This is a genomic window from Herminiimonas aquatilis (assembly GCF_042665175.1).
GTDB lineage: Bacteria > Pseudomonadota > Gammaproteobacteria > Burkholderiales > Burkholderiaceae_D > Oxalicibacterium > Oxalicibacterium aquatilis.
In genome coordinates, this window is sequence record NZ_JBHTCC010000001.1 from 324,144 (window position 1) to 339,449 (window position 15,306).

13 protein-coding genes are annotated in these 15,306 nt (G+C 48.7%); 2 read left to right on the forward strand and 11 right to left on the reverse strand.

The window, feature by feature from the left end; translation table 11 throughout:
• Window positions 1-126 precede the first annotated feature (126 nt).
• The 6 genes from ACFQO0_RS01580 to ACFQO0_RS01605 form a co-directional block, all read right to left on the reverse strand.
• Entirely contained in the window at window positions 127-2,238 is a 2,112-nt protein-coding gene (locus ACFQO0_RS01580; RefSeq protein WP_382232294.1) for a putative bifunctional diguanylate cyclase/phosphodiesterase, read from the reverse strand.
• A gap of 135 nt (window positions 2,239-2,373) precedes the next feature.
• On the reverse strand, window positions 2,374-2,862 hold the full coding sequence (locus ACFQO0_RS01585; protein WP_382232295.1) for a hypothetical protein: 489 nt from the start codon (window positions 2,860-2,862) through the stop codon (window positions 2,374-2,376).
• 336 nt (window positions 2,863-3,198) lie between these two features.
• The gene (locus ACFQO0_RS01590) at window positions 3,199-3,819 is read right to left on the reverse strand and encodes an OmpW/AlkL family protein (protein WP_382232296.1); all 621 of its coding nucleotides are present in this window, start codon (window positions 3,817-3,819) and stop codon (window positions 3,199-3,201) included.
• Between the two features lie 155 nt (window positions 3,820-3,974).
• Complete coding sequence (locus tag ACFQO0_RS01595) at window positions 3,975-5,270, reverse strand: class I SAM-dependent methyltransferase (protein WP_382232297.1); 1,296 nt, start codon at window positions 5,268-5,270, stop codon at window positions 3,975-3,977.
• 416 nt (window positions 5,271-5,686) lie between these two features.
• Window positions 5,687-6,052 (reverse strand): hypothetical protein, encoded by a 366-nt coding sequence (locus ACFQO0_RS01600; RefSeq protein WP_382232298.1) that lies wholly within the window; start codon window positions 6,050-6,052, stop codon window positions 5,687-5,689.
• Between the two features lie 51 nt (window positions 6,053-6,103).
• Window positions 6,104-6,418: a hypothetical protein gene (locus ACFQO0_RS01605; RefSeq protein WP_382232299.1), complete on the reverse strand. Its 315-nt coding sequence runs from the start codon at window positions 6,416-6,418 to the stop codon at window positions 6,104-6,106.
• Between the two features lie 713 nt (window positions 6,419-7,131).
• Here ACFQO0_RS01605 and ACFQO0_RS01610 point away from each other — a divergent pair.
• Window positions 7,132-9,684, forward strand: a complete 2,553-nt coding sequence (locus ACFQO0_RS01610; protein ID WP_382232300.1) for an EAL domain-containing protein — start codon at window positions 7,132-7,134, stop codon at window positions 9,682-9,684.
• Between the two features lie 212 nt (window positions 9,685-9,896).
• Window positions 9,897-10,688, forward strand: coding sequence for a hydroxymethylpyrimidine/phosphomethylpyrimidine kinase (locus tag ACFQO0_RS01615; RefSeq protein ID WP_382232301.1), 792 nt, complete (start codon window positions 9,897-9,899; stop codon window positions 10,686-10,688).
• 97 nt (window positions 10,689-10,785) lie between these two features.
• Here the strand turns inward: ACFQO0_RS01615 and ACFQO0_RS01620 are convergent, their stop codons facing one another.
• The 5 genes from ACFQO0_RS01620 to ACFQO0_RS01640 are packed head-to-tail and all read right to left on the reverse strand — an operon-like array spanning window position 10,786 to window position 15,260.
• Window positions 10,786-11,682 (reverse strand): radical SAM protein, encoded by an 897-nt coding sequence (locus ACFQO0_RS01620; RefSeq protein WP_382232303.1) that lies wholly within the window; start codon window positions 11,680-11,682, stop codon window positions 10,786-10,788.
• A gap of 45 nt (window positions 11,683-11,727) precedes the next feature.
• Window positions 11,728-12,615, reverse strand: coding sequence for a hypothetical protein (locus ACFQO0_RS01625; protein WP_382232304.1), 888 nt, complete (start codon window positions 12,613-12,615; stop codon window positions 11,728-11,730).
• A gap of 7 nt (window positions 12,616-12,622) precedes the next feature.
• Entirely contained in the window at window positions 12,623-13,705 is a 1,083-nt protein-coding gene (locus ACFQO0_RS01630) for a methyltransferase (protein ID WP_382232305.1), read from the reverse strand.
• On the reverse strand, window positions 13,702-14,343 hold the full coding sequence (locus ACFQO0_RS01635) for a nucleoside/nucleotide kinase family protein (RefSeq protein ID WP_382232306.1): 642 nt from the start codon (window positions 14,341-14,343) through the stop codon (window positions 13,702-13,704). The genes ACFQO0_RS01630 and ACFQO0_RS01635 overlap by 4 nt, the downstream gene beginning before the upstream one ends.
• 11 nt (window positions 14,344-14,354) lie before the next feature.
• Window positions 14,355-15,260, reverse strand: a complete 906-nt coding sequence (locus tag ACFQO0_RS01640; protein WP_382232307.1) for an efflux RND transporter periplasmic adaptor subunit — start codon at window positions 15,258-15,260, stop codon at window positions 14,355-14,357.
• Between the last annotated feature and the right edge of the window lie 46 nt (window positions 15,261-15,306).

Consider the following 15,306-nt stretch of genomic DNA (forward strand, 5'->3'; position numbering starts at 1 on the left):
AATTCTGTGAATCAAGAGCTCAAGTACATTGGGCCTCGACATCCCTTCGACAGATTGTCTGTACAGTCTAGCCTTCGTAAGTAAGCAAAAACGGAGTCAGTTGGCGAACCTATCTCTGCGAGTGGATTAAGATGTGTGTGGGCTTGTCTGTCGGAACAACAGGGCTTCGAACTCCGCGATAGATAAAGGTCCGCTGAAGAAGTACCCCTGAAACAATGTGCAGCCATTTGATAGCAAAAAAACTTTTTGTTCTTCTGTTTCCACGCCTTCAGCGATCACTTCCAGATTCAGACTGTGCGCCATGGCGATGATAGTCTGCACGACAATCGTATCAGACGTCTTAAGCAGCATGTTATGCACGAAAGACTGGTCTATTTTGAGCTGATTTAATGGCAATTTGGTCAAGCTTGAAAGCGATGAATAACCTGTGCCGAAATCATCCATGGCAAAACTGACACCCATCTTCTTTATGCTTTCCATCTTTTCAGAAGTGGCGTCGATGTCATGCATCATGCTTTCCGTTAGTTCGAGCTTCAGCAGTGCTGGATTAATTCCACTCGCAGCAATCACGTCGATTAGCAAAGACACGAAATCTGCCTGCAAAAATTGGCGTGCACTGACATTTACGGCGATTTGAAGATCACTGGTACGCGGATCCCTTTCCCACGCCTTGAGCTGCTCACAGGCTGTTTGCAATACAAAAAGTCCAATACCCATAATCAACCCGGTATCTTCAGCAATCTTGATGAAGTCGTTCGGCAATATCATTCCACGCTCAGGATTACGCCACCTGACCAAAGCCTCTGCCGCAATAATTTTTCCATCAGAATTTAATTGCGGCTCGAAATAAACTTCTAGCTGGTGCTCTCTCAGTGCGCATCGCAACTCCTGCTCCAGCTTTGAGTAAGCTGCCACAGCGATCTGCATCTCTTCATTAAAAAAACACAAGGAGTTTCTCCCGCCTTTTTTTGCTTGATACATCGCCATATCGGCATTCTGTAGCAACTCCCTCGGCGATTCGCCTCCGTCGAACATGCAGACACCAATGCTGGCGGTACAAGCGAATTCACAATCAAGAAATTGATAGGGTTGGGCTAAAGAGGTCAGAATTTCTCTGCCAATTGCCATGGCCTGCCGCGCTGCCTCCACTTCGCTCGCGTTCAAATCGCTTACCAAAACAACAAATTCATCACCACCCAGTCTGGCGACAGTATCTTCATGTCGCACGGAACGACGCAGTCGCTCGCCAATCTCAATCAGCAATTGATCTCCCGCAGCGTGTCCCTTGGTGTCATTTATTGTTTTGAAGTTATCCAGATCGATGAATAACAGCGCACCGCGCAAACCACTTTGCGGCAACCTGGCCAATACCCTGATGAGTCTGTTTTCTAAATGCAGGCGATTCGGAAGTTGTGTGAGCGAATCATAAAATGCCAATCGCTTGATTTCTTCCTGAGCGCTACTGTGTGTGATGTCGTACAAAAAGCCGACATAATAGGAAACCGTCTTCTTATCCGGTTTGATCGATGAAATGTTGAGCCACCCGACAAAAGGATGTCCATCTTTGCGTCGTTCGCGTATTTCACCCTGCCAACGTCCATTTGTCAGGATGGATTCAAATATCAATTTATACGTTTCTTGCTCTGCACTTTGCGTACTAAGTAGCTGTACGTTCTGGCCTCGTAGCTCTTGCGCTGTAAAGCCGGTTAGCCTGGTAAATGTCTTATTGACCTGCAAAATGATTCCATCGGGATCTGTGATGCAAATACCTGCAACAGATTCAAGTGCGGTAGCAGCAATCCGGAGCTTTTCTTGTGCCTGCTTGTTCGGGGTCATGTCAAACATGATGTAGCGGCAGGATAACAATTGGCCCGCTGCGTCTCTCAGACCACTCGTACTGAGGGAGACGTGACGTGTTGCACCTTCTTTTGATAGCAACTCAAGCTCAACGCCAGAGAATTCAGAGTGAGCAGCTAAAGCAAATTCTGCTTTTAACTTTTCCTGACTATTGCTCGTCAAGAAGTCGCCAAGTTTTTTCTTGCCAATTAATTCTTCCGGAGAGGAAGCAAGCCAATTTGACACATGCGAATCAACGCTTGAGAAAGTACCGTCGTCAGCAAGACTGTAACTACCAAACGGCATTTGGTCATATAAAAGATTGATTTCAACTTCAAGCTTTTCGATTTTTTCTAAAAAAGCAAAAAAGGACCTTTCATTCTTGAGTTCGTAACTGCACATTCCGCCACCTTCAGAAAAATAAGCACTGAATCACTTATAAGAATTTATAGAATGATGATGCAGCCACCGCTATCAGGAATCCTCTTTAAAAAAGAAGCTATCCTGACTTTCTTAGTGAAACGGAAATGTCGTAATTTATTTTGTCAGGGATTTCGCAACCTCAGAAGCACGGTTTGCCATTTTTGCCGCCTCAGCTGCGGCTGAGGTTGCTCTTAATGTTGCATGCGCGGCTTCGGCCGACGCTTGCACTGCGGTTTCTTCTGCCTGCGCTGCGGCGGCAGATGCAGCGGCAGCGGCAGCGGCAGATGCGGCAGCGGCTGCTTCCGATGCGGCTAAAGCGGCTTGACCCGCAGCCTCTGCAGCGGCGGATGTGGCCTCCACTATATGAGCTGAAGCAGACGCAACGGCAGCAGCAGTTGCACTCTTGCAAGCCAAGGCTGATTTTTCAGCGGCGGCAGCTGATCGCAATGCGCATTCCAAGGCATTTTCGGTCAGTCCCTTCATGGTTTGCAGAGTTTCCGTATAGCGCTTGTTAACGATCAGATAGCCATCTCGAAGAGAAGAAAAATCCGACTCTAATCGGGCCAACCTGTCACTAATAATCTTGTCCGAATCGATAGTCATATAACTATTACCTGATAAAAATGAATATTCAATAAAAAGGGTTTTAAGCCCCAATATTTTAAAGTGAAATATCTTATTCAAGTCGCTACATTCGCAACAAAAAACCAACAAATCAAATCCATACTATCGGGCATTGCATACGGGCTTGAGAATAGCGACGCGAGTATTATTGAAACCTCGCCAAAGATACAATCGATTTGATATTTTTCTTATTCTTCTATTTTTACAAACTAGCGTGGCACGACCAAATCAAAACCTTGAATTTCAACATCTGACTTGATAATGACACGCTTTGAGTCTTAGCAATGTCAAATCTAAACTCTATTTTTTTAACCTTTAAAAACGATAACCAACACCTACACCGATCAACCAAGGATCGATTTTGACGGCGCTGAGTTGTCCGGCGGCAGTCGTTACATCACTTCTGATTTGGACTTTTTTCACATCCAGATTCAATGACCAGTTTTTATCCAGTTTGAAATCGACGCCTGCTTGCACGGCCAAACCTACGCTGCTGCTTTCAAGCTGTGCCGCTCCATTCAACAAATGGACGCTGGAAATTCTCGTGTAATTGATACCGGCACCAACATAAGGACTGATCGTCTTTTCTGGTGTGAAGTGATATTGCAAAGTCAGTGTTGGTGGCAGATGTTTGAAGGTGCCAATCTCTGCGCCGTCCAGATAGACTTTTTGTTTTTGCGGATAAGTCAGTACCAGCTCGGTTGCCCAGTTAGGCGTGAAGAAGTAGCTGATATCAAGTTCTGGAATTGTTTTGGAATTGATGGTCAAGCGATCAGATGCACCTGTACCGCCTACAGGATCTGATTTATCGGCAGGGTCGAGATACACGGCACGCACACGAACCAACCATGGACTTTCCCCTGATTGTTGTGCGAATACTTGCGAACTGATGCTGAGTAAAGAAACTAATGCTACTGCCAGAACTGACTTTTTCACGATAACTCCAACGTTGATGGGAACGGACACCAAGGTATCGCACCAACATATTTCGAGTTTGATCTTGATCAAATCTTCAGCAGACAAGCAAAAATAGCGAAACTTAAAATCTGCGGTCGCTGTCACGCTACCTATCAGATAGAACAACTCAACCACTATCCAGTTGTATATATATCGCTACGAGTCAGTGGCACGGCTGGCTTTGCACCCCCCGGCTTGGACGCGAGTATCTGATAAATGCCGGTACCACCTGATTCAAATTCCAACGCGCACGCAGCCATATAGAGTCGCCAGACGCGATAGGCAGATTCGCTGACATATTCCAGCGCCTCTTCACGATGTTCTTCCAGCCGCTGCACCCAATGCCTGAGCGTGAGTGCATAGTGAGGGCGTAATGCTTCTACATCATGGATTTCAAAGCCAGTCTGCTCCATTCTGCGTTGAATATTGCTGACCGTATCGAGCTCACCATCCGGGAATACGTAACGATTGATGAACTCGGTATCGATCGTGCGTTGCCACCCCTCTTCATCATGCGTAATGCCGTGATTGAGAAACAGGCCGCCGGGGCGCAGTACCCTTTTGATGATAGCGTTGTAGGTAGGCAGATTCGATAATCCGACATGTTCAAACATGCCAATGCTGGATATTTTGTCGTAGACGGCTTCGCCCTCAAGATCGCGATAATCACGCAACTCGACAGTAACCAGATCTTTCAAGCCATCGGCCGCAATGCGTGCCTGCGCATATTCAAACTGCTTATGGCTGAGTGTAATGCCATGTGCACGCACACCGTAATGACGAGCGGCCCAGCACACCATGGCACCCCAACCACATCCAATATCGAGCAGGCGCTCGCCCGGCTTCAATCGTAGTTTGCGACAGATATGGTCGAGCTTGTGCTCCTGCGCTCGCTCCAAGGTATCGTGCTCGGATTCGAAGTAGGCACATGAATAGACCATTTCTTTATCCAGCCACAGTTTATAAAACAGATTAGACACATCGTAGTGAAATGCGATGGCAGCCTGGTCGCTCCCCTTTGAATGTCTGTGGGAAAACCCGCCCGAATCAAATGGGGTAGTGACAATATTTCTAGGCTTTGCCGGTAAACGCCATGCATCGCGCAATAAAGCCCAGCGCACACCGAGTGAAAAATCGAATGTCTGAAAATACTGCTTCAGCCCCAGCGCGGCATAAAGATCACCCTCCACATCAATCAAACCATTGATGTATGCATCGGCGAGCGGCAATGGGCTACGGCCGAATATGAGCTTGCGCAAGACCACTGGATCTCTCAATAGGAGGGTAAATTTAGGCGTGACGATTTCTATGTGTTGCAGCTGCTCACTCAACAACCGCAATGTCGTCGCGCCGGGGAAATCCCGTAACAAATGGGTCAGTATCCGCAATGCCGCATGGGCGTGGCCTGCCTCGGCTCCATTGGAGGACATGAAGGAACTGCTAATGACATCATTGTTTCGATTGTTCATTGCCTACCCCTATCTGAAAAAATCTGACGGGTTGCCCAGCAGCAGAGGCGAATGGGCAAACAAATACTGCGCACAGCAACAATCCGATACGCGCATCAGGCGTATCCGGACGATTATCTAAAAATGAAATGGAGCTGCAGCTGTGTCGTTATGCACGACGACAACCATCCGGGCATTTGTAGTGCACGAACACGAGCTTGATGAAAATGCGAATCTGATTGCATGTAATTTTCCTCTTACTTAAAAGCAGAAAAAAACTGACGCCTATCTAGACCGACTTGATTTTTTACAAATACGAGAACGTATCAACTATCCGTAAATGGTGATGCAGGTTCCCAAGGACGCGCATGCATCACCGCTTTTCATACGCAAGATAATTACTTGCTGTGACTGTCTATATCGATCAGACATTCACGCCCTTTTTGCGTGATATTGAAACCACTTGATCCTTCTAGTGCCGCTATGTGGCCTTTCTTGCCCAGAAAGGTTGCGACGTCGGATTTAAGCACCGCCTGAGAATCATTGGCGATGGCGCGCAGACCCTCGATACAACTCTTGATGAACAAAGTCTGCTTGCCTTTATCGGTCAAGCCCAAGCTGCCATCTTTTGTATAGGCAATATATTTCAAGCCGGTCAGACGCTTGGTATTACGCGCCACGCAGGCAGATGGTCGCGCGTGCTTGATGCCTGCGACTATCTGTTCCAGCGCGTCAAATTCATCTGTCGTTAAATCCCCACCCATACACACTTCCCGTCTTTATTATCTGTGATTCCCGCAACCGAATAGCTGCGCTTAAAATCGTGGTAAATCTGCCAGCGTGCGGCCAGGCACATCGTGATCGATCGTATCGATATCTTCAATGCCGTGCTCAGGTATGACGATATGCACACGCGGCCCGAGCACCATTTCGTTACCTACCTTGAATGCTGTCGCCACTTCATCGCCAAAATGCAATGCGTCGACCACCAGACTCACATCTTGCTCTAAAGTAACGGCCTCCCAACCAGGAGAACCATCGGCCTTGCGATGCCCACGTCCCCAACGCACCATTTCTACTTTGTCGCCTGCATCGTTAAATCGCACTGCTTCAATCAAATGAACTGACATCAATCTCTCCGTAAAAGAATGGCTGAATTTTCCGCCCTCATGGTACGCGCCCTGCCAACTCCCAGCAAGGCGCTCTGTTATTTGCACAGAAACCATGCATTGCTATAGTACAAGTGCATATGAAGTATTCATTTACATATCAATATATTAACAATATGCGCTTCTCTTCAAGAGATTTGTTAATTTTTTTAATTAGATTTTTCAGAAAAATATCTAATAACGATCCCTTGCCAACACTGCGCATATTGATTTTTCTTGCGGGCAATTCAGAGTATCAATTGTTAATTTTCTACTGAGCAACAATTCCATATCCCATATTTATGGGATATGGAACAATAAAGCAAATGACTAGACTGAAAGCAAGACACTGAAGCAGTTACTCAATTATCAGCACCACACGCCACATACATAAAAACGCATAAAACGATATGTTGCCTGACGGGTTATTTCAATCAAGATCTTGCAAGATGCATGCATTTTTATGCATCTCATTTTTTATTTTCTATTGGCAATTTCACCGCTTTATAGTTTTACTCGTTCAGATTCATTCAGGTAGTTAAGTTAACGCTCATTTTTTTCATATGCTTGAACGAATTTCAGGCGCTTATCCGCGCAACAGAATGAGCCGGGACGGCTACCTCCGGCGCAATCTTCATTTCATCGTTCTGTGGTCTCTGTTCGCATTGTTATTGACGCTACTTCTCTGGGGCGTCATGTTCTCGAAACTCGAAAGCGACAAGAAACAACTGGAAGAGAATGCGCTTAAGAAATCCGCATCCATCTCTAAAGCCTATGCGCAGTATCTGACCAGAACGGTTGAACAGCTGGATATTCTGGCCAAACAAATAAAGTTTGGCTGGGAAAAATCCAACGGCTCGTTAAGTTTCGAAAAAATGAGCATGGAAGGCGTGCTCAACATTCCTCGATTCGCTTCAGCAGCAATTTATGATGAAAACGGTATGCCAGTCACGGCAACACTTCCGTTGGGAAACAAATTTAATGTGCTGGATCGTGAATATTTTCAATTTCACAAAGCCAATCGGTCGACTGCACTGCGTATCGGGACGCCAACTACAGGACGGCTAAGCGGCAAAAAAATCATTCAAGTAACGCTACGAATTGAAAAGGATGGCGGCAATTTTGGCGGCGTACTTGTGCTTGGTATTACACCGGAATTCTTTACTCTATTTTCCGATGACCAGGTCTTGGGCGAAAGAGGCATTCTGGCCTTCATTGGGGAAGACGGCATAGAACGGATGTCCAAAGTGGGCAATGAGCAACGTGATACCAGCCCGCTATCTGCAAAAAAAATAGATACCGAGCTGGCATCCAGGGCGACCCATCTTTTCCCCGATGGACGAATGCGCTTTATCTCCACCCACAAATTAATCGGTTACCCCTTCTTTGCTTTAGTCGGACTGGATCAACAAGATGTACTGCAGCCCTATGAGCGCAATTTGCTGATGTATCGCAAGATAGGGATTGCAGGCACCATCATCTTCTTCCTGTTTTCCTTTATTGCCATGTGGATGTCGATACGCCTCGCGTGGCGCAATCATCAAGCCAAAACAATACGGGAAACCTATCGCCTTGCTACCGAGGGCGGCAACGAAGGCTTTTACATCCTGCTTTCAGAACAAGACAACAACGGCTTCATTACCGACTTTACGGTAGTTGATTGCAATGAGAAAGGCGCATCATTCTTCGGTCTGCCCAAAGAGAAATTTCTTGGCGCCAAAGTATCCGATTATTACTCCGGCGATTACTTCGACCGTGTCATGAATGCCTACCGTTTGGGCATGGAGAATGGCTTTTACGAAGACGACTACTGCATTCCGGAAGGCAGCCCGATCAAGGCAGAATGGGTAAAACGAAAATTCGTACGTGCCGACAAGGGCCTTGCGATTACCTTGCGCGACATCAGTGAATCCAAACGCCACGAGCGCGAAATGTCTCGTCTGGCGACAGAAGATGCGCTCACCACTTTGCCGAATCGGCACTGGCTGATGCATTATTTGCCAGCAGCATTGGATACTGCCCAAACAAATAAAACCATGCTCGCGGTCCTATTCGTCGACCTGGATGATTTCAAAAACGTCAACGATACCCTGGGCCATTCCGCTGGCGATCAGCTATTGTGTGCTGTCGCTGCTCGCCTGAAATCGGTGGTTCGTTCTACCGATAAAGTGATTCGGCTGGGTGGTGATGAATTTACCGTCGTGCTCGAAGCGATACACAATGAAGAAGAAGTTGCGCGCATCGCATTTAGCATCAATCAGGTTTTGCACAAACCGTTCGAACTTACGCGCGATACGACGACAAAGAAAAACAAGGTCGGCGGCTCTATCGGCATCGCTTTATTTCCCCGTGACGGCCATGATGTAGAAACGCTTTTGAAAAATGCAGACATCGCAATGTATGCAGCGAAGGTAAGTCGCAAGGGGCATTTCCGCTTCTACGATCGCATGTTGTACGAAAATATCAAGTTGCGGTTGGATACAGAACAGGATTTGACTCAGGCTATTCGCGAAGATCAGTTCGAACTGTATTTCCAACCACGCGTTGCCACTCGCACCGGTGTGCTGACAGGCATGGAAGCCTTGATCCGCTGGCGACATCCGACGCGCGGATTAATCCCCGCCACTGAATTTATCGATCTGGCTGAAGGTAGCGGAATGATTAACGCAATCGGCGAAATCGTGATCGACAAGGTATGTGCGCACCTTGCAGCGTGGCTGGCGCAAGGAATACCAGCGGTACCGGTTTCGGTCAATGTATCTGCGCATCAATTCAATGATGGCAAGGTCAAGAACCTGATTGCAGCATGTCTGGCCAGGCATAATGTTCCTGCGCGCTTACTGGAGATCGAGTTGACCGAGTCGGCCATGATGCGCAATAGCGGAGATATTTTCGACGAGATATCCGCCATTAATAAAATGGGAATCACCATGTATGTGGACGATTTCGGCTCTGGGTACTCATCATTGTCACTGTTGCAGCGATTGGATATGGACGTACTCAAAGTCCATCAGGCATTTACTGCACAACTAGGCCTGGGCAAGGATGGCGAAATCTTTTTTACCGCTATCGTCTCTATGGCAAAGGCGCTCGACATGCGGGTAGTTGCCGAGGGCGTGGAAACGCAAGCACAACTAAAGATATTGCAAACCCTCGCTTGCGATGAGATACAGGGCCTCTATATCGTAGAGCCTTTAGCGGCAACCGACGTGCCAAGTCTGATAGCAAAGCACTATCTTTTTCCGTAATTCAATCCTGGGTCTCTGTTATTTGGTCGCAGTCCCATCCTCGTAGCCTTACGCATTTGCGGTACGCGCCGATACGCGCCTCTCTTCCCATACGAATGATCAGCGACAGTTATAATGTCGCCCTTGGCAAGACGGGTGTTTGACGTTGCTTGCCTCACCCTTTTCCCAGCATTTGCTGCCAGCGATGCATCCCTGTTAAGAGAATGTGCACCATGAATAATCAACGTCCTGTCGTACTCTGTCTATCCGGCCACGACCCTAGTGGTGGTGCAGGCCTGCAAGCCGATATCGAAGCACTGATGGCGCAAGGCTGTCATGCGGCGCCTACAGTTACCGCGTTGACGGTACAAAACTCGGTTGACGTCTCCGACTTTCGCGTTCTGGATTCCGAATGGGTCTTGGCGCAGGCGGATGCGGTAATTACCGACTTGCCCGTAGCGGGCATCAAACTCGGCATGCTGGGTTCGGTCAAGATGGTGGATACCGTTGTCGAGATTTTGCAGCGTCTGCCACACGTACCGATCGTGTGCGATCCAGTATTGCGCGCCGGCGGTGGCGGAGCATTGGGCAAGGATGAAGTCGGCTACGCGATGCGCGAGCGTTTGCTGCCACTCGCGACCATCGCGACGCCTAACCTGCCGGAGGCACGCATCCTGGCCGAACTGCCAAACGGCACACCGGATGAATGCGCTGAAAAATTGCTGCCTTTTTGTCAGCACCTGCTGATCACAGGCGGCCACGGTGACGAACACGAAGTCCACAACCGCCTTTATTCACGCGACGGCAGCACCAGTACCTTCACCTGCGCACGACTGCCAGGCAGCTATCACGGCTCCGGTTGCACGCTTGCCAGCGCATTGGCTGGACGTCTGGCGCTTGGCGAAGATACATTGACGGCGGTAGAAACCGCATTGGCTTACACCTGGCGGACCTTGCGCGATGCAGATCGCCCTGGCAAGGGACAATACTTCCCTCGTCGTTTGCCCCTGGATTTCTGCGCTTAGAATACCAAGTGCAGGATTTGCATGAGTGATACAAATAAAAAAGCCTGAAGATTATTCGTCAGGCTTTTTGATTTAGCAGTGCTGCGTCTAAAGCAATTTATGAAAGCGGTGATAGTTCTTCGCGGTGCCAGCCAAATTTCTTCACATAAGCCGTATTCAATCCCAAACATTGTTTGGAGCTGCATTGATCGCGATGAACACACTGGTAAAAACCGTTACGCATGAATTCGGTCCAGAACGCATCATCGATATACAACTCAGGCTGATCGTTATACAAAGCCGCGCGATCGTTACCAAGCAGACACTCGGGGAAGTTTTTAACTTCTATACCGCGCCCGACTGCTTGCGCATCCGCTATCGCCTGTTTCAGTAAAGGCAGCGCAGCGATGTGAGATGCGACCAAATTTTTATCATCGCTCTCGCTCATAGGGAAATAGAACCAGAATTCCATCTGCGCCAATTGCTTCAAATGTGCCAAGCGTTCCACCAGTTGCGGCAGTTGACGATAACTGCGCTCGGTCACGACTGTATTTGTGATGGTAACGACGTCGGGTATCTTGTCGAGAATTTCCAGGCCGCGTATGGTTTTTTCAAATGAACCTGGAACTGTCGTAATACCATCATGCGTGGCGGCATCTGCACCTGCGACACTGATAAAGAATTCATTCACACCGGCATCAACCAGTTCGGTACAATAACTTTCGCTACCGAGACGCATACCATGCGTCTGGATGCGGACTTTTTCGAAACCGGAATTACGCGCCATGCGCACCCATTCAGGCAAGTCCCGATGTAATGTGATTTCGGAACCAGTCAGGATCAAACCTTTCCATTTTCTATGCATGCCGTTTTGCGCAAGCAATGCATGCAACTGCTCAGTCGTCTGTGGCTTGAGCCTGTCCATGGTGTCTTCGATCATGCAATGGACGCACTTCAGGTTGCACCTGAATTCCATCGTCATCGAGACGTACTGCCTGTGATCAAAACAGCCCATGTGGGTCCTTGTTATTTCGCGGATTGCGCGAGTAATCAGCCGCGTTCAAAACACACCATAGTATGCGCTCTTCAATACCTTGACGACGCCATTTTCCATACGGTAATCGATGCCTACGTCGTACAGTAAATGATCCAGCCCGGCACGGTGTTGTTCCGCAAAAGCAATCTGCTCAGTCGGGAACTGCATTTTCCGTAGAAAGAACAGCAACTGATCTATCGTAATCCTTGAAAAATACACGCCATCGTGAGTACGCTTGTTGGCTACGACGATGGTCTGGCATTCGCGCAGTTCCGGCCACAACACGGTATCGAGATCGAAATGTGCCAGATCAAGATAAACCGATGAACGCACTTTATCCACGATCTCCCGTGCCTGCGTACGCGCATCGAAGAAGAAATAAAAATTCTTCATCGTCATCGCGTCTTTTGTGACCGCGTAGCAAATACCGGAGGAAACCGTACTGCCGACATTCCCCATATACATCTGCAACTCATCCATCTGCGCGCCCTCATTCAAAAGGGCGTAATTCAGATCGATGGAAAACATGAAGTAATCAGATGACTCGCGTACCGTTAAATCGCAGGCTATCCATGGCTTGATCACCTGCAGCAATTGCGTAATCGAGCGTGCACGGTGCTGGCGATCGTAATCGTAAAAGTACAACTCCCAACTGATCTTGCCATTCTCTTGCTTGACGCCCCACACCGTGCGCGCCATGCCGAATGCTTGACGAATTGCAGCAATAACTTCAGCTGCATGCGGGCCGATTGCTTCTGATGCAAACGTATTGTTCAACAAATTGATCGAGCGCAGCTTGCCTTGCGGATTCGCAACAGGCGCGTATTCCCAAAGACAATAATCGTAATAACGATCATCCGCCTCAGTTAGTTCAAGTGGAAAAGTTGTGTGTGCATTAGCTAAAGGTTTCACATGCACCTCACTTGATCGCAGTAATCAGGATGAAAGACATATCGAGTTGCACTTCAGCGACAGCAACAGAATGAAAGCCGATAGCTTCCAGTTGCGCCTGATAAGCCTGCGGTGTGCGATACGAACGGAAAAACAGCATCAGCGGCAATTGACCGTAAGCGATCTGTATATCTTTCACGCTTGCTTCAGCGCGCTCAAAAATCATCAGTGTTCCACCAACGTCCAGTGCATCGTAGGCGCGGTGTAAAAAATCACCCATCTCTGCATCCGGCCAATCGTGCAACATGGATTTGAACGTAATCAAATCATAACTACGTGGCAAGGCAAGTTGTGCTGGATCGCGCTTGATGAATTGAATGCGAGCGGCTTCTTGTTCTTCTGCCACGTGCTTGGCACCGATATCGCAAACCAGCGGCAAGTCATACACGGCTGCGCGCAACTCACGATGCTTACGACAAATACGTAAAACAAATTCGCCGCTATTGCCGCCTATATCCAGCATGCGGCGATAGGGTGAAAAATCGAATGCCGCGATACAAGCTTGCGCTTCGTACTTGGTCAACGCTGTCGTGATGCGCATCCAACGCGCGGTCTGCTCGTAATTCTCTGCAGTCGGTTCAAACGCACGCTGATACGAAAACAATTTAAAGATGCGCGCCTGCTCGGAAAACTTCGCTGGTTCCATCAACAAGGCTGTCAATAAATGCAGAAAATCCGGTGCGACCAGATTCGCAAAGTACAACTTGGCTTCCATCAAATCACGAAAGACGACAGCGGCCTTGAAACTTGCAGAAAGCTGGATCTCATCACTTTCATCCGCCATCACCGCATGATTGCACGTGCTTTCAACTACATGATTCGCGCGCAACATGCCCAACAATAATTGCAAACCGCGTCTATCCAATTGCAGATCAACTAGCATTGCTTCGGACGTACATACAGCATGCGCGATCATGTAATCGATGACGCCGGTTTCAAATGCTGTCGACAAGGCACGCGCGCCCACCATATCGGCGATAAAGGCATCAACGCACAAGTAGTCGCGCTCTTTTCCGACATGCTGATCCCAGCGCACTTCACGAATACTCATCGCGCCACCACTGATGATGCAGATTGCGCAAGATGATCCAACACGCGCTGCACGATACTCGCGACCGGCGCTGTGCCATCGACAATCAGGTCAGCCTGCGCAGGTACTACGTGGCGCTGCGCTTCCAGTACCTTGTGTATCGTTTCGATATAGTGCCCAAGATAATCGTTGAGCCAGCCCAAGCCGCGTTTTGCGCTGGCGGCATCTTGACGCAACATGTCCGCACTGACTTCGCGTATGCGACGTGCCAACGCAATATCGAGCGGTACATCCACCCAGACCAGCACGTCGATATTCTCTGCAGTCGCAGACCAGACGCGACCTAAAGGCATTTCAAAAATCAGATCTTGCATACCAGCGTTAATAGCTGATCCATTGCGATCTGTAATCGCGTCGCCGTTACGCAAAGCCGCGAGATCTTCGGCCAAGCCCGGTGCCTGCAACTGATTGAAATCGGCGCCATCGGCCAACCATTTTGCAAGCTCTTCGACGGATTGGCGCGTGGCGGTTTCATAGTCATCAAAACGCAGCGTGGCCGCATCGTTTAATGCAGATGCAAGCGCGGTGACCACTGTCGATTTTCCGCCACCTATTGGTGCGGCAATCACGATGACCTTACGCTGACTGCGAGCTTGCATGATGTTCCGTTTTATTTGACGAAGCGCACATTGCAACGTATCCCGGATGGAATCTTGTTGCCCGGATTACGCAATTCCAAACGTACGCCGAAGGTTCCACTGGCGGCATCAATCACGCGATCGACAACCTTGACACTAGCAACATGACTGCCGCTCACCATGGAGCCCATCGTGACTTCACCTTTCATGCCTGGCTTGATTTCACCAAACAGTTCAACCGGCACAATGACTTCTACATTCAGCGGATCGATTTGCGCCAATTTCAGAATTTTCTCTTGGGCGATGTGATCGCCTGGTGCGAGATATCGCTCAACCACGACGCCGTTCAATGGACTGGTGATGGTACGCAGGTTCAATACTTCCTGCTGTTGCTTGCGTTCGAGTGCGGCGAGTCGCGTTTGGGTTTCGAGCTCGTCCTTGTCACTCGCCGAAATCAGATCCTTCTTGAACAACTCTTCATTACGCTGCACCTTGCGTTGACCATAGGCTTCTTGCGCAGCGCGTAAAGTGACTGTCGCGGCTTCTACAGTTGAATTAAGACGGGCGACGACCTGCCCTTTCTTGACGTCTGAACCACGGTCGACCAAGACTTGACTCAGCGTACCTTCTACCGGGCTGCCCACGTTGGCGATGATATAAGGCTCAAGCAAACATTCCATCTGATCGCCGATATTTTTGCCGCGATTACCGCTTTGTGGCATCGCTGTTGAAGCAGGCTTGGCTGCAGCAGTTGCCTTGTTTGGTGTCGGTGTTGTAACCGGTACAGCTTGTTTTGCACCCGGTGTCAGATTAGGAACCGGAGCCGGCAACGGCGCTGAAAATACCGGCTTGTCGGCCGCCACAGCCATCGATGCGAGCGCGCTCAAAATGAAACCTGCCAGGATGCTGTTCAGTCCGCTGGTGTAATGCTTTTGCATAGATATTCCCTTGTATCTTTGTGATTCTTAAATTGATCGACTGATA

Bases quoted from the DNA above. Each gene is read 5' to 3' on its own strand.
- ACFQO0_RS01630 (WP_382232305.1), bottom strand. From the start codon at position 13,705: ATGAGTATTCGTGAAGTGCGCTGGGATCAGCATGTCGGAAAAGAGCGC.
- ACFQO0_RS01635 (WP_382232306.1), bottom strand. From the start codon at position 14,343: ATGCAAGCTCGCAGTCAGCGTAAGGTCATCGTGATTGCCGCACCAATA.
- ACFQO0_RS01610 (WP_382232300.1), top strand. From the start codon at position 7,132: ATGTTCTCGAAACTCGAAAGCGACAAGAAACAACTGGAAGAGAATGCG.
- ACFQO0_RS01640 (WP_382232307.1), bottom strand. From the start codon at position 15,260: ATGCAAAAGCATTACACCAGCGGACTGAACAGCATCCTGGCAGGTTTC.
- ACFQO0_RS01580 (WP_382232294.1), bottom strand. From the start codon at position 2,238: ATGTGCAGTTACGAACTCAAGAATGAAAGGTCCTTTTTTGCTTTTTTA.
- ACFQO0_RS01605 (WP_382232299.1), bottom strand. From the start codon at position 6,418: ATGTCAGTTCATTTGATTGAAGCAGTGCGATTTAACGATGCAGGCGAC.
- ACFQO0_RS01615 (WP_382232301.1), top strand. From the start codon at position 9,897: ATGAATAATCAACGTCCTGTCGTACTCTGTCTATCCGGCCACGACCCT.
- ACFQO0_RS01595 (WP_382232297.1), bottom strand. From the start codon at position 5,270: ATGTCCTCCAATGGAGCCGAGGCAGGCCACGCCCATGCGGCATTGCGG.
- ACFQO0_RS01600 (WP_382232298.1), bottom strand. From the start codon at position 6,052: ATGGGTGGGGATTTAACGACAGATGAATTTGACGCGCTGGAACAGATA.
- ACFQO0_RS01585 (WP_382232295.1), bottom strand. From the start codon at position 2,862: ATGACTATCGATTCGGACAAGATTATTAGTGACAGGTTGGCCCGATTA.
- ACFQO0_RS01620 (WP_382232303.1), bottom strand. From the start codon at position 11,682: ATGGGCTGTTTTGATCACAGGCAGTACGTCTCGATGACGATGGAATTC.